Genomic DNA, 14,574 nt, shown 5'->3' with positions numbered 1-14,574 from the left:
GGTGCGGCGGCTTACCGGCTGCCTCTGCGCAAGCGCTGGGTTCCCTCGATGTGGGCAAAACAGGGCCTGCATCAAAAAGGTTGAAGAAACGGGGACCCACTGCAAAGAGGTGGGATTGAACCCTCGCAGGGCGTAAAGCGGGATATTCCTTCCGGATTGGAGAAGGGGTTGTGCTGGACGATCTTTTTGGATGGATAAGGGGAATGGATCGAAACATATCGGATCTTCTGTTGAGCAGGCCTGCGGACCATTTCCCCGCTGAAAGGCAGGCATGGCTAGCGAACAGGCTGCAATCCGGCGCATTGAGGGTCGTTATTGCGGGTGGGCATCAGACGGCGCGATGAGGGGTCCACGGATGTTCGAGTGGATAGGAGGGATGGGACAGGGACGGAGGTACGCCGTGCTTGCCGGTACGGTCATGTTCCTGGGAGCTTTGTTCCTTTGCTTTGTCTACCGGCCATCGATCCGGGGCATAGCGGATTTGGAGATGGAACTCGCGGGGCTGTCCGAGCGGAGCACCCAGTCTCGCATTCGCGTCCGCAACCTGGCGCGATTGCAGGAAGAGCGGAAGGCCGCGGAGGCGCAACTGGAGCAGGCGTTGAGCATTCTGCCCGATTCGAGGGAGATCCCCACGCTTCTAAGGAACATCACGGCGAAGGGTGAAGAGTCGTGTTTGGAATTTTTGTTGTTCAGTCCGCAGAAAGAAGTCGAGAAGGATTTCTTCGTCGAGATTCCTGTCTCGATCGAGGTCAGAGGGCGGTATCGCAATGTGGTTGCTTTTCTCACCACGATCAGTTCGATGGAGCGGATAGTCCATGTCCTGAATGTATCCATGAGACCGGAAAAACCGCTTTCATCCATGTTGATTACCCGATGCACGCTGGTGACCTATCGGTTCAAGGGGGAGGTCGGTGAATAGAAAAGATTGGAGGTGCAGAGGCGTCAGGATGGTTCGCCTGCTTTTGGTTGCGCTTGCCGCCGCGTACCCATTAGGAGAGAGCTTGGCTTCGGCTGCAGACGAGGACTCCGCCTTGGAAAGGGACGCCCCCTGCAGTCAGTCCGTTATGGTTCGGAGTGCTTCCATGGAAGCAGGCGATCTCGGGCCAACCCTGGATCCTTTTTCGCCGTTTCTCGCTACACAGCAAGACAAGGGGGATCCGGTGGCTGACGGATCATTGGAAGGGGAGGGCGTCTCTAGGGGGGAGGGTGGCCGGGGAAGTGAATTGCAGTCTATGGCCGTTTATGAGCTGACGTTGAGCGCGATCATCAAGAAGGGGGAACGGATCATCGCCCTCGTTCAATCCCCGGGCGGACGCGGATTTATCGTTCGCGAAGGCACCGGCATTCGGGGCGGTTTTGTCAAAGAGATTGTGAGCGAGGACCGTGAGACCCCCCTGGGCGTTACATCGATTCGAAAGGTCGTTGTCGAGGAAGAAAATGCCATCCGTGAGGATGGCGCTGAAAATACGGCGATCGAATGGAGTCTGCCATCCGCTGACGCCGGGAGATGGACAGTGTCCCTCCGGTAGGCGGGAGACACTGCGGGGGATCATTCCTCTCAACATGAACCTTGCGTGAGGGAAGGTCCGGAAGGCCTCGAGGGGCTGCAAGAAGGGGAGAATTTAATGCGCAGCGCATGGTTGCCGATGTTGTTCTGTTTGATGCTTTGGAAGACCACGGTGTTTGGCGGGGAGATCTCGTGGATTCAGGTGGAGGAGAGAACAGCCGAAAAGGCGGTGATCGGGATCGAAGGGGATTGCCGTTCGTATCGGGTGTTCGGAAGCACCGAGCCGGCGCGTCTGGTCATCGATTTCGAAGCGGCTCGAGCGGGCAGGGCGCTGCCGGAAGCCATTTCTCTGGACGAATGTCCGGTATCGAACATCAAGGCCACCCATGTGGAAAAAGGTTTGCGTGTGCTGCTCTTTTCTGCGCACCCGGACCGGCTTTTCAAGTTCGAAATCATGGAGGAGAGAAGCCGGTTGAAAGTCGTCTGCACCGGATCCGGCGGCGTGGGGGCTGAAACGGCGTCGGCAAAGCGGACACCGTCTCTTAGACAGCCTCCTGAACGGGATCTAGCCCCCGGCCGGGCGGACTCCTGCAATAAAGAAAAAGTGACCCTCGATTTCTTCAAAACGGATCTGCATAACGTTTTCAGACTCTTTTCGGAGATCAGTGGAAAAAACATCATTGTCGATGAAGGGGTGAAAGGCGAACTATCGTTGTCTTTGAAAGAGGTTCCTTGGGATATGGCGATGGAGATCATCCTCGAGGCCAATGATCTCATAAAGGAGGAGATGGAAAGCATTTTTATCATCCGCCCTAAACCCGAAGAGAAAGAGGACGGTGAGGGAATCCTTGTTGTGCGCGGGGTGGCGGACGGATCGTTAGACGCATTCCATCGCTTGAAGAAGGAAAGGGATCGCCGCCGGGATGTGGTCAGCCTGGTTGTGGAGGCCCGCGATGCGGAGCGGAACGAGAGAATCGATCAAGCGCTGCTCTCTTATCAGCGGGCGTTCCTCCTGATGAAAGAGAATTCAACCATCCTCAAGGAAAACATCCATGTTTTGAAGAGAATGGCCTATCTTTATTCTACCCTCGGAAACGCGGCGAAGGGGCGTTATTTTGCGGCAGAAGCCCTGAAGCTGGATCCGGAAGACGCCAGGATGGCCCTTTATGCGGCAGTTGCTTCGGCGAAGCTTGGGAATAGCGAAGAGGCCCGATTGTTTTTCGATATTGCAACCGGGAACGGTCATCTTCTTGTTCCGGAAGCCTTTTACGATTACGGCGTGTTTCTGGAGGAAGCAGGAAAACTGACCGCTGCGCTCGCCTGGTTTCAGAAATACGAAGATCTCTTCGGTCCTTCGACAGAAAGCAGCCTCGCCATTGCGCGGTCGTGTGAGGCGTTGGGAAACGTGTCGGAAGCATGCCAAAAGTACAGGGAGATCAGCCAGGGCGAAGGTCCGGCGGACAAGCGCGAGTCCGACTTCGTACGGGGTAAATTGGAGACCTTGTGCCGCCACCAGAGGGGATTGAAATGAGGGCCTTATCCCGTTGTTGCATCGGGCTCGTGTTTTTGCTGCCGTTTATTCCCGGCTGTGCGATACCCGAAGCGTGGTTTGCGGCCAGAGGACCCGTCGAGGAGGGCTGCAAAGGAACTCTTGTCGATTTGCCGGCCGATGACGAGAACCGCGAACGATTGAATCAGGCGCGGTCGGCGGGCTACGGCGGATATCGGCTGCCGCCTCCCGATTGTCAAATCGATGAAGGCCCCTCGTATCTGCCGACTGGTGCACAGATCCTCTCCAGTGGCGGCAAGGTTCCTCTCCACAAGGTGTTGAAGGAGGTGGCGGGCCTCAAGGGGTATTCCATATGCTGGGCGGAGGATGTCGATCAAGACCGGCTCGTCGACGTCGATATACGGCCTGAGGAGAATTACTGGGATGCTTTGGACAATCTCTTATGCCAGGTTGATTGTTTCTATACCCTCCAAGAACGGACCATTATCGTAAGATATAAAGAAACCAGGGAATATCGGCTGCCGATCCCGTTCCTGAACGAGGAATTCAACACGTCTGTCGGGGGGAATCTGCTGGGAGGAGGAGAGGTCAAGGGGAAGATGAGAGGAGAGGTGCTGGTCAGCAATTCTCTGCGCGAACCGATGGATTTCTGGAAGATGCTGGAGGAGAATCTCTCCAAAATGATTGAGGAGAGCGGAAGCGGTTATTTCGTAGCGGACCGGCCCGTGGGAACCATGGCTGTCACGGCATCCCGGGCTACGCACAAGAGGATCAAGACCTATCTCGAAAATTTGAAACGGCAGGTCTGCCGGCAGGTGGTCATCGAGGCCAAAATCCTGGAGGTCATTCTCGACCGTGGCTCCGAGGTGGGAATCGATTGGGATGGACTTTTCAACCATTCGCTTTCCGGGGCTATCGAATTTGGAGAAGGTGGCGCAATTTATCCCGCCGACGGGGTCAAATTTATCAGCAAGATAAGCCTCGAGCCCTACAAGTTCGACCTCGTGCTTTCTGCGTTGAAGCAATACGGCGAGACCCAGATCGTCTCCAACCCGAAGATCAGCCTTTTGAACGGTCGAGGGGCCACCATCACCGTGGGGGAGAATATTACCTACATAGACAAAGTGGAGACTACTGTCGATTCGGAGACCATGACCGTCACGTATACGGTGACGACGGCATCGGTCCTCTCCGGGGTCGGGCTCGCCGTGATGGCGAACATCATCGATGAGGGGGTTATCCTCTATATCGTGCCGATAACATCGGAGCTGCAGGAGCCGATCGAATACAGGAAATTCGGTTCATCGGGTGAGGGGGCGGAAGTAGGTTTGCCGCGGGTCCGTCTGAAAGAAATGGCGACCTTCGCTCAGGTGAAAGACGGCGAAGGACTGCTCATTGGGGGCCTGATCGACCGGTTTAAATCCACCAAAGAGAAAAAGACCCCATTTTTGGGGGACATTCCTTACCTCGGCAGGCTCTTCAAGTGGAGAAAAGAGCAGGATATCACCCGCGAACTGGTGATCTTGCTTCGACCGACGATTGTCGAGAGCATCTGGGATTGACGGCGGTCTTCCACCATGAGCCGCTTCCGGATGCATTCCGCTATGGAGCGTTTTTGGGATTCGTCCGGGAAAATGGCAAAAGGTCCTGGATAAGCGAGGGGAGGACCCGTAGACGTTCAGCATGCCAGGGCGTTGTGATGGAAGGGTTTCGGTAAGCGACGAAGGGCACGCCGGCCGCTGCGGCCGTTTCGGAATCCACTGTGGAATCGCCCACATATGCTGCCATACCCGGCTCCAGATCGAAGGCTTGCAGGATCTTCAGCAAGGGCTCGGGATGCGGTTTGGGGTTTATGACATCGAGGGATGAAACAACGAGGGAGAAGAATTCACGCAAATCGAATGCGTCCAGCACATCGTGAATGCTCCCTGTACGGTTGGTAGCGACGGCCAGTCGGAAATTCAACCGGAGTGTTTGGAGAATCTCCTTGAGATCGCGTTCCATCGCCATCTTTTCGATAAACGGCCTGGAATCGACTTCCCGCCGGTAGGCCAGGGCGGCTTCGAGGTAAGGCGAATTTCGAAAGATCCTCCGAATGGACCGCTCAGTGGTGTGCATGTGCACATAGGGAACATCTTCGGGCGACAGGGGAGGCAGTTCGAAATGCGCCAGGAGGTGATTGTAGTAGGCGATATTCGCCTCACGCGAGTCGAAGAGCACGCCGTCGCAGTCGAAGATGATGGCGGGTTTCAGCGTCATGCCGCTTTCCCATCTTGTTTCATAGAGCGCTTTCTTGGATAGGGGTGCCTGTGACGAATAAAACGCTTATCTGGGGCGCAGGAAACCTCGTGGCAATTCGGCGAAGATCGATACCGCCCAGTTTTGAAGATTCAGCTGAAGGTGACCCGGAAAAGTGAAATAATAATCCCGGAAGACAACAGCGAACCGGCACATTCACGGAGTCGCCGGTTCGCTGGAAAGGGTGTTCAGTCGGTACAGCGATCAAAGCTCAGTGGTGAAAGTGCCTCTCCCGCATGAAGCCCATCATCTGAAGGACGGTTTTGATGCCGGCAATCGTGAGGCCCGTGCCGATAATGATCAGCACAAGGTAAAGCAGCCCCAGAAATATGTAATGGTCCGCATTCCACTGCCATTCGAAAATAAACGGAAACATATCTTTCTCCCTTCAGGAACGGCCCGCCTATTCGACGACCGGGTTAAGTTCTCTTTCTTTCGGGAAAACAGGCAGATAGCGATAAGAAAGAGAGAAAAGCAAGAAACCGTAGCCAATCACGGCGAGGGAAATACCCCACTCCTGCCAGGTGGGCAGATAGCTCATGAATTCGTCGAACGGCATGACGGGTATGGCAAGGGTTACGATGGTGAAAGTGAATCGGTTCAAAACAATGCCGGTGCAGTTCATCAGGCAGCCTGTAATGAGCCAGCCTTCGCTCTTGCGCGCACTTGGCGTGAGGAGAATGATGGCCGGGATGATGCCGAAGACCCCGATTTCGAGAACCAGCAGCCAGACCCCGTAAGGCCCTTCCTTGAAGTAATCCATGAAGGCAAGTCCGGCCGCGGGGGTGATACCGTAAATCCAGCCCAAGGTGTCGGCGATCTTGAGGATTATGTATACACCCAGCAGAGAACCCGAGATCTTTGCCAAGGTTTGAAAGGCCTTGTCGGGCACCAGGCGTTTGCGGGTGATGGCCTGGGCCAGTTTGGTGCAAAGGATGGTGAAAGAAGGCCCGGCCGCGATTGCGGAAAGAATGAAGAGGAAAAAGGTCCAGGGCCAGACATAGAATCCTTCACGAAAGGCGAAGGGGCGTGCATACATCACCCCGTAAAGACCGCCGAGGGAGCCTTGATGGAAGAAGGAAAGGAACGTGCCCGTGGCGGCGAAGATGGCCATGATCCCATGCAGGTTCTGCCCGAAAAGGCGCAGGGGCTTCACTTTTTCGATCTGCGGATTTTCAAGGATCAAGGGGATGTATTCAATGAGCAGAACGCCGAGATAACAGGTGATGCAGAAGGACACCTCGGCCAGCATGGAATGGACATTGACATGCCAGAAGATGAACCAGCCGCGGATCGGTTGGCCGATGTCGATCCCAAGCATTGCAACGGCGCCGGAATAGCAGATGAATCCGATGATGACGGCGGCGTTGATGATGTCCTTGAGTTCCTTTCGTCCGATGATGTAAGTCAGAAACCCGGTGAAGAAGGCCCCGGCGCCGAGGGCGATAATCGCCAAGTCGAACACGATCCACAGGGCGAAGGCAAAGTAGTCGGACATGTTGGTCTGGTTGAGGCCCTTCAAGAGACAAAGAGCGGCTGAAACGCCTCCCCAGAGCAGCAGTGCGAGCCAAGGCAGGGTCCAAAAGAAGAATGCCTTGGGCGAACATCTTTTGACGCCTTCTGGAATCAATGCGGAATCCATGAATCGATCCTCCTATTGAGGTATACGACAAAATGGGCGGGTCAGCCCATTTTCACCTTTGTAACGGGTTCAAACTGGCCGGGCAGAAAGTTGTCTCCGAGCTTCCGCACCCAATCCTTGCTCGAGAGGTAATACACTTTGGGTTCGGTGCCGAGCTTCTCCAGCAGGCGGAAGGCGTAAGGGCTCTTGATCAAGTTCGCCACTTGGTGATCGGGATTGTTGAGATCCCCGAACGTGATCGCCTGTGCGGGGCAAGCCTCGGTGCAGGCGGTGATGTATTCGCCTTCTTCCAACTCGCGCCGGTCTTCGGCATAAGCCTTTGTCCTGGCGCGCATCAGGCGATGATGACAGAAGGTGCACTTTTCGACGACGCCCCGCATCCGGGGGGAGACCTCGGGTGACAGGTAGCGGGTCATCCCTTTGCTCTTCGGAAAATAGCCGTCCCACCAGTTGAAGACGCGGGCATGGTACGGGCAGGCGGCCATACAGTACCGGCAGCCGATGCAGCGGGTGTAGATCTGGCTCACGATCCCGGTTTCGTAATCCATTTCTGTGGCTGTGGCAGGGCAGACGGATACGCATGGGGTATGGTGGTCGCACTGCATACAAGGCCGCGGAAAATAGCTGACTTCGGTCTCGGGGAAGGGTTTGCCGTTGGTGACCTTGTAAAGGCGCATCCACGTGAGCCGACGCTGAGGATCCGATTCATCGGGGCGGACCGACACGTTGTTTTCGGCACTGCATGCCACCATACAAGTGCCACATCCCGTGCACTTGTCCAGATCGATGACCATGCCGTAGCTGTGGCCGTTGGCAGGTTTCTCTTTCACGATCTACCTCGCTGCTAGACTTTGTTTAGTTGGACAGGGGTCTTCCACCAGACCGGCAGACCGCTCAGGGGATCGGCCCCGGCTGCGATGATGTCATTGGGGTTGACGCCCTTGTTGCGTGAAAATTCGTCGTAAGCGGTATGCCCCAATCCAAAGGGCAGATAGACAACACCCGGCATGGCGCCTTCGAAAAGACACACGCGCACCCGGACTTCTCCGGCCACCGATTCCACCTGAACCAGGTCGTCTTGCTTCAACCCGTACGCCTTGGCTGTATCGGGATGGATCTCGGCGTAGGATGCGTCTTTCAGCAGCTGTTCCGGGAGCAGGGTCTTGTTCAAAAACGGCGGGTTGGGCAGCCAGGAGCTGACGAGGTTCACCATGTCGTAAGGCACCATTGCCAGCGGGTACCGCGAAGAATCCGACGGCGGCGAGGACGGTGCATAATGCGGCATGCAGACGAGATCCGAGGATGGGGCCTTGTTCAGATCTTTCAGCTTCATTTCCAGCCGGGTGGAGTAAAATTCGAACTGGCCGGATGGGGTTTTGAAGGTTGTCATGGCGGCCCGCTGATGATCGAGCGGCTGGTACCACAACCCGGATGCCTTGATTTTCTGCCACATGTCCTTGGAGGATTTAAAACCGGCCGCAGGCTCGGCAAAGGGTTTCCAACTCCACGGAGGTTGCGCGGGTTTGTATCGCACAAGGCCCGCGCCGGCCTCAAAGAGGCCTTCCGCACGATAGGCCATGATGTCTTCGAAGGTTTTCCAAGGGAAGGCCTCTGGGGCCGCTTTGTCCAGTCTACGGGCAAGTTTCAGGATGGTTTCACCCGCGTCCTGTGTCTGATACAGGGGTTTGACCACCGGTTTACCAAGGCCGTAGAGAGGGTACTGCACTCCTCGCGGCTGAATGATCTCGCTCCACTTTTCGAAGGCCATGTGATCAGGCAGAACGAGGTCGGCCATGAAGGCTGTCTCGTCACGGAATGGAGAGAAGCTCACGATGAAAGGAACGGCCTTGAGCGCCCGGCGCATAGAACCGCCGTCGGGCATGGTAAATGCCGGGTTGGCCCCGAAAACCATCAGGAGTTCGACAGGGGAAGGGCCGCCCGCCGACAGGGCTTCATTGAAACGGGTCAACAGATTGGCGGCAAAGGGGCTGTCTTCGCCAGCCGCCGCTCCGACAGGGGTCTTTTTGAGTCCGGCTTCGGCGATCGGATCGAGGGGTGTTTCAGGCAACTGCTTCAGAGGGAGACGATCGAGGACCAGCACTCCCCCAGGCTTGTTGATGTTGCCCACCAAGGCATTGAGGCTGTGGACGCACATGGATTCGTAAAGGCTTCCATTCAGATCCCCTTTGCCCTTTCCCCAGATGGCGATGGGGGCCTTGGCTTTGGCGAAAGAGCGCGCCAGAGAGACGATGCGCTCAGCGGGGACCCCGGTGATGTCCTGGACCTTCCGGGGCGAATATTCGGAGAGGACCAGGCCCTGGAAGCCCTGATGCTCCTTCCAGTCGGCGGCATTCCATGGATGGAAGCCGAAGGTCTTCTGCTCGATGAATTCCCTGTCGTACAGTCCGTCCTTGATGATCACATGGGCGATGCCGAGGGCCAGAGCGGCCTCCGTTCCAGGAGCGGCTGCAACCCATTGATCCGCCTTGGAGGCCGTGTTGGATGCCCGGGATTCCACTTGAACCACGGTCGGCTTGCGTTTGTTCTCACGGTCGTGCCATTTTCCCCAAAGCCCTAAAATGCGGCCCGGGGCGCCCCAGCCTTCGAGAAGTCCACAGCCGAAGCTGAGGATGAAATCGGCATTCTCCAGATCATAGGCAACCGGCCCGTCTACGCCTTGCATCAAGAGGTTGACCATCCGGTCCGTGTCTTCGAAGGAGGGGACGCGGAGATAGTTCGGGCTGCCGATGGTTTGCATCAGACGCTGGATCAACAGGGAGGCCGTCGATTCGACCGGGTTTCCGTCGATGGCGGCAACGGCCTCGGGACGGCTGTCTCTGCGCAGGACGTTCACGCGACCCGACAATATCTCTAGAGCTTCATCCCACGAGATGTTTTGAAATACGCCTGCCCCTCGGGGGCCGACACGCTTCATCGGACCAGTGAAGCGGATGTCTTCGTTGTACAGGAGCTGAAGGCTGCCCATACCCAAAGGGCAGAGTCCGCCAGGGTTGATGGGGTAATCTTCACGGCCCTCGACTTTGACGGCACGTTCATCGACCTTGCGGACCTCTATGCCGCAGCCCCCCGGACACAGGGAGCATACTGAGGCCTCATGATCGTAGGCCCCTTCGGCAGGGACGGGCACCCAAGGCCAATTCTGGGTCCAGATGGCTATATCGTCGGTGATTTTCCAGGGCAACGGCGTCACCTGAAGACCTACGGCGCCCCCGACCATCAGTTTGATGAAATTCCTTCTGTCTAGTTTCATCGCAATCATCCCCTTACTTGTGGCAGACGAAGCAAGCGTTGTTCTGTTCCTGCCCCTTTTCGGTGTGGCATTCGGCACAGTCGTCCATCTTCATCCGGTCCCAGGTGTTCTCCTTGAATCCGGAGATCCGCTTGCCCCAAATCATGCGGCTGTAACCTGTGAGCCGGTTTTCCTCATAGGGCGGGAGGATTTCACTCTGGCCGTGATCTCCGTGGCATACGCCGCATTCCATCTGCCCCATGTTGACGTGAGCGATATGGGAAAAATAGACACAATCGGGCTGGCGATAATAGGACAGCCAGGGGATTTCCTTTTCATCAGCGACATATTCGTTCAAGAAGGCCTGCTCTTCTTCGCTTTCACCCAGGGGCATGTCAGGGTCGTCATGGCACTGGGTGCAGTTCTCCAGTTTCGGAATCCCGGCAAAGGTGCCGTCGTCCCGGAATGCGTGGCAAAACAGGCAACGCTCCGTCTCGGTGTCGCCGTCGATGCCGAACACCCGCTCCGGATCCATGTGCAAGGCATGGTCGAAATTCATCGGCTGGGCCTGTTTGGAGTAAAGCACCATGGGGAAGATCACCCACCCCACGATCAGTGATCCAATGAAACCCATAAGGAAAAAGATCCACCCACCCTTCGAAGGTTTTTCGGAGGAATCTGCTGGATTTTTCATGTGGTAAGGCCTCTTACGGAAAGGGTTTACAATCTGCTCCGGCACCTGACTGACAATTTTTGCGTATTTACCTATTAGGCTGATTTTTGTCAAGCGGAAAAACCACTTGGGAAGGGCATTCTGGGCTGGACGAGGGGGGGGCAGGGGTTGGTGCAGGGTTCTGCGGCAAGGCTCTGCCAGGAAGCCAGAGCGGTATCTCAGGCAAGGCCTTGCCGAAGACGGTTTCGGGGGTTAGATGCGTTTCATCCTTTTACGTCGGCGCTTGGCAGCTTTGGCCTGCTTTTTCTTCTTCTGGACGCTCGGTTTGTCGTAAAAGCGTCTCTCCTTGATCTCTGAGAAGAATCCTTCCTTGGTCAGTTTCCGTTTCAGATCCTTGATGGCTTTCTCGATCTGGTTGTTGTGAACGATCACCTTCATAATGACGTACCTCGATGCAAAAAATAAAAAAAGCACCTCAGCGCACAGCTGAAGGTGCTTGCCTAACCTTCCGGGGCCTTAACAGCCCATTACAGTGCGGTTTTCACATCAGCCCACCTGATGAGAGGTTTCGACCTGCCGTGAAGGAAAGGGGCACCCACGTCGGGAAAGAAGAGCTTCCAGCTTGCCTATGCCGAAAGGATCCATCACCGGATGGTGTCTAAGAAAGGATCTGTTCATATAATAATCACCCCCTTTAACCTTCTTCGAACCCGGGGCTGAAAGGCTCCCGCCCTGACAGGGATTCTCCGTCGGATAAACTCTAGACCAACCATCATACAAGTTTCGCAAACTCTGTCAACTTTTTTTTGGGTTCCATCCGGAAAAGGCCTTTTTGGCCAATCTCGGCGTCAATCTGCACGTTTGCTTGTGCGGCGACCTGCAGGCCGCCTCTGCGGAAGCGCTTGATTTCCTTTAAATTGGCCAAGCCGGGACCCGCCGCGAAGCACTGGGACTGAGCGCGTGCAGCGTGTGGCTGATGTGGTGCCAGCAGCCGTGCAATTAGAGAAGTGGGCCTGAGCACGCGCAGCGTTTGAAGAAAAAGCCTCATTTCAGGATTGGAAACCGGGTTCTACTTGGAAATCATTTCCGGATGGATACTTTTTAAGGTTCCGACCGCCCAAGAAAACGAATCAGGATGGGTTTGGTTTCAGGCTGTCGAATGCTCCGGGAGGGTTGAGCCCAAAGCGCTGAAAGGTCTGCGGCGGACGAGGCGCGCCACCGATTCGACGTGGTATGTGTGGGGGAACATGTCGACAGGCTGGATCTCCAGTGTTTCGAATCCCGGTGCGAGAAGGGCCAGATCCCGCGCGAGAGTGGACGGGTTGCAGGAGACATAAACGACCTTTTCGGGCCTCAGGTCGATGATTTGCTGAAGAACGGCCTGGTGCAGTCCGGCGCGGGGCGGGTCGACGATGAGCACATCCGGGGCCTGCCCGATCGTTTTGAGGATTTCTCGGGTATCGCCGCATAGGAAGCGGCAGTTTCGGATGTGGTTCACTTCACAATTCCTGCGGGCGTCCTCGATTGCAGAGGGGTTGATCTCGATCCCCGTGACCTGTGCAGCCTGATCGGAAAGGAAAATCGGGATGGTCCCGGTCCCGCTGTAGAGATCCAGGATGGTTTCCTTCCCCGTGAGTCCGGCGTATCGACCGGCGGTTCGGTAAAGGAGTTCGGCTGCGGCCGTATTGGTTTGGAAAAAGGAGTTCGCTGAGATGCGGAAGCGGTAAGGGCCGATCCGATCCTCGAGGAATCCCTCGCCGAAGATCAGGTCTTCACGGCTGCCGATGGCCACGGAGGCCTTCCCTGAATGGATGTTGTTGACCACGGTGGCGACCCCTTCGATCCGTTCGACCAGCATCGCCGCGAGGGCGCGCATGGTGTCCGGCCTGCTTTGGGCCGTTACGAGATTGACCAGCCATTGCCCGGATGCGTCCGAACGACGGACGGTCAGGAAACGCCAGAAGCCCGCGTGGCTCTTCAGCCCGTATGCAGGAAGCCCCGATTGCCGGGCGAAGTCTTTGACCACCGAGAGAATGACGTTGCCTTCTTCATTCTGCAGAAGGCACGAATCCAGATCGATGATCTTGAAAAAGGTCCCGGGAACATGCAGACCGAGCGCAAAAGGGGGTGGGGCTAGGCCAGAGCCAAGTTGATGAGGAAGGAGCCACGGTCTGTCGGAAAAGGAAAATTCCATTTTGTTGCGGTAGCCGAAGCGGGCGGGGGATGGGAGGACTTCGTGCACGGTGACATGGTTAAGTCCTCCGATGTGGGCCAGGCTTTCCGATACGAAAGATTGCTTGTACGCCAACTGCCTTGCATACGTCAGATGCTGCCATTGACAGCCGCCGCAATACCCGCTGAATGGGCAGGGAGGGACGATACGGTCGCTGGACGGCCGGATCAGCCCCACGAAGCGGGCCTCCGCCCAGTTCTGCTTTTTCTTGACAACCTGTGCCTGCAGGATATCGCCGGGGACGGCATGCTGGACGAATACAACGCGGCCCTCGAAGTGGCCGATCCCGCGACCTCCGAAAGCGGCCTTGACGATTTCGATCCGGATGTGTTGGCCTTTGCGTAATCCCATGGATATTTATCGGTTTGCGCCTGCATGGAAAGGGTGTCGCCGGGGTTTGCTGCCCGGGGATGGTCCTCGACAGGGAATGCGGTCTGCGGTGGTTCGGCCCTGATCGGGCTACCCGCTCAATCGGCCACCCGCAGAACCCGGAAGCCCAGTGTCCGGTATCGGCTGGCGGGGTGCGCAAAGTTACGGTTGGCGGAGCGGCATGTCAGTGGACCTTTGAACCAACTGCCGCCTCGCCGGACCTTCATGGAGTCATCCGCCACGCCGGCAGGATCCGTTACCGGTCCGGCAGGGTATTTCCCGTACCACCCGAGACACCACTCCCAGACGTTCCCGTGCATATCGTATAGGCCCCAGGCGTTGGGGGGGTAGCTGCCCACCGGTGCCGGCCCGTCCGGCTCGAGCCCGGCCTCTTTCACGGCGGGAATGCATTCGGGAGACTTGATGCTGTTGTTCCCGAAGAGCGCCTGCCGGCACGTCAAGGTGTCTCCCCAGGCGTAGGCGGTCCGGCTTCCGGCGCGACAGGCATATTCCCACTCGGCCTCTGTTGGCAGGCGGTAGGTACCCTCGCCCATGGCGTTCAACCTTTTGACGAAGTCCTCGCAATCGAACCAGGAGACCTTGGTCATGGGCTTCATGCTCTCGCGGTCGCGTTTCCACCATCTGGACCCCATCACGCTGCGCCACTGCCCCACCGTGACTTCGGTTGTCTGGAGGTAGAACGGCTTCGAGATATGGACTTCGTGCAGGGCTTCATCGGCATCTCGTCCTGCTTCGTTTTCCGGGCTTCCCATCATGAAAGATCCGGCCGGGATCAGAGCGAACGTCATTCCCAGACTGTTTTCAAAGGTTGCATCGGCGGCCCGGCTCAGATAAGGGAAAACCGCGGCCGCTGTGACGGCGAGCAGGAAAACCAGGGCTTGGCGGCAGGCCGGCTTCAGGGAAAAACGCATGATCTTTCCTCCTGCGGTGGGGGTCATGTGATTCGAGAAGTCCTCATCCGGAAAGGGTCTTTTTGGCCAATCTCGGCGTCGATCTGCAGGTTTGGTTGTGTGTTGGCCTGCAGACTGCCTCCGCCCAAACGTTTGATTTTCTTGGTATTGGCAGAACCGC

General features: G+C 56.7%; 14 protein-coding genes. 4 read left to right on the top strand and 10 right to left on the bottom strand.

The annotated features are described in order from the left end of the window. Window positions 1-355 precede the first annotated feature (355 nt). The 4 genes from H567_RS0104805 to H567_RS0104790 all read left to right on the top strand — a co-directional run bounded on the left by H567_RS0104805 (window position 356) and on the right by H567_RS0104790 (window position 4,579). Window positions 356-919, top strand: coding sequence for a type IV pilus inner membrane component PilO (locus H567_RS0104805; RefSeq protein WP_028320534.1), 564 nt, complete (start codon window positions 356-358; stop codon window positions 917-919). Window positions 920-1,082: 163 nt separating this feature from the next. Continuing rightward, on the top strand, window positions 1,083-1,529 hold the full coding sequence (locus H567_RS0104800; protein WP_153306056.1) for a hypothetical protein: 447 nt from the start codon (window positions 1,083-1,085) through the stop codon (window positions 1,527-1,529). 132 nt (window positions 1,530-1,661) lie between these two features. Beyond that, window positions 1,662-3,038: a tetratricopeptide repeat protein gene (locus H567_RS0104795; protein WP_153306055.1), complete on the top strand. Its 1,377-nt coding sequence runs from the start codon at window positions 1,662-1,664 to the stop codon at window positions 3,036-3,038. After that, window positions 3,035-4,579: a secretin GspD/PilQ domain-containing protein gene (locus H567_RS0104790; RefSeq protein WP_028320531.1), complete on the top strand. Its 1,545-nt coding sequence runs from the start codon at window positions 3,035-3,037 to the stop codon at window positions 4,577-4,579. Before H567_RS0104795 ends, H567_RS0104790 begins: the two co-directional genes overlap by 4 nt. 40 nt (window positions 4,580-4,619) lie before the next feature. Here the strand turns inward: H567_RS0104790 and H567_RS23170 are convergent, their stop codons facing one another. From H567_RS23170 to H567_RS0104740, 10 genes are all read right to left on the bottom strand, one after another. Continuing rightward, window positions 4,620-5,276, bottom strand: a complete 657-nt coding sequence (locus tag H567_RS23170) for an HAD family hydrolase (RefSeq protein ID WP_051184494.1) — start codon at window positions 5,274-5,276, stop codon at window positions 4,620-4,622. 250 nt (window positions 5,277-5,526) lie between these two features. After that, a complete protein-coding gene (locus tag H567_RS29145; protein WP_167330930.1) occupies window positions 5,527-5,691 on the bottom strand; it encodes a hypothetical protein in 165 nt (54 codons plus the stop codon). Window positions 5,692-5,718: 27 nt separating this feature from the next. After that, window positions 5,719-6,957: a menaquinone reductase integral membrane subunit QrcD gene (gene qrcD / locus H567_RS0104775; protein ID WP_028320530.1), complete on the bottom strand. Its 1,239-nt coding sequence runs from the start codon at window positions 6,955-6,957 to the stop codon at window positions 5,719-5,721. 41 nt (window positions 6,958-6,998) lie between these two features. Beyond that, window positions 6,999-7,751 carry a menaquinone reductase iron-sulfur cluster-binding subunit QrcC gene (gene qrcC, locus H567_RS0104770; RefSeq protein ID WP_051184493.1) on the bottom strand — a complete coding sequence of 251 codons (753 nt, stop codon included), beginning with the start codon at window positions 7,749-7,751 and terminating at the stop codon, window positions 6,999-7,001. A 50-nt stretch (window positions 7,752-7,801) separates the two neighbouring features. Continuing rightward, the gene (locus tag H567_RS0104765; protein ID WP_028320528.1) at window positions 7,802-10,228 is read right to left on the bottom strand and encodes a molybdopterin-containing oxidoreductase family protein; all 2,427 of its coding nucleotides are present in this window, start codon (window positions 10,226-10,228) and stop codon (window positions 7,802-7,804) included. A 13-nt stretch (window positions 10,229-10,241) separates the two neighbouring features. Beyond that, window positions 10,242-10,841, bottom strand: coding sequence for a menaquinone reductase multiheme cytochrome c subunit QrcA (qrcA, locus tag H567_RS0104760; protein WP_244155420.1), 600 nt, complete (start codon window positions 10,839-10,841; stop codon window positions 10,242-10,244). Window positions 10,842-11,132: 291 nt separating this feature from the next. Further along, a complete protein-coding gene (gene rpsU, locus H567_RS0104755) occupies window positions 11,133-11,318 on the bottom strand; it encodes a 30S ribosomal protein S21 (RefSeq protein ID WP_028320526.1) in 186 nt (61 codons plus the stop codon). Between the two features lie 334 nt (window positions 11,319-11,652). Beyond that, complete coding sequence (locus tag H567_RS28390) at window positions 11,653-11,805, bottom strand: hypothetical protein (RefSeq protein WP_153306054.1); 153 nt, start codon at window positions 11,803-11,805, stop codon at window positions 11,653-11,655. A gap of 222 nt (window positions 11,806-12,027) precedes the next feature. Next, entirely contained in the window at window positions 12,028-13,464 is a 1,437-nt protein-coding gene (gene rlmD / locus H567_RS23165; protein WP_051184492.1) for a 23S rRNA (uracil(1939)-C(5))-methyltransferase RlmD, read from the bottom strand. Between the two features lie 116 nt (window positions 13,465-13,580). Then, a complete protein-coding gene (locus tag H567_RS0104740; protein WP_161626566.1) occupies window positions 13,581-14,414 on the bottom strand; it encodes a formylglycine-generating enzyme family protein in 834 nt (277 codons plus the stop codon). Window positions 14,415-14,574: the final 160 nt, after the last annotated feature.

Origin of the sequence: Desulfatiglans anilini DSM 4660 (genome assembly GCF_000422285.1) — a bacterium.
GTDB classification, from domain to species: domain Bacteria; phylum Desulfobacterota; class DSM-4660; order Desulfatiglandales; family Desulfatiglandaceae; genus Desulfatiglans; species Desulfatiglans anilini.
This window is presented reverse-complemented; position numbering and strand designations above follow the sequence as displayed.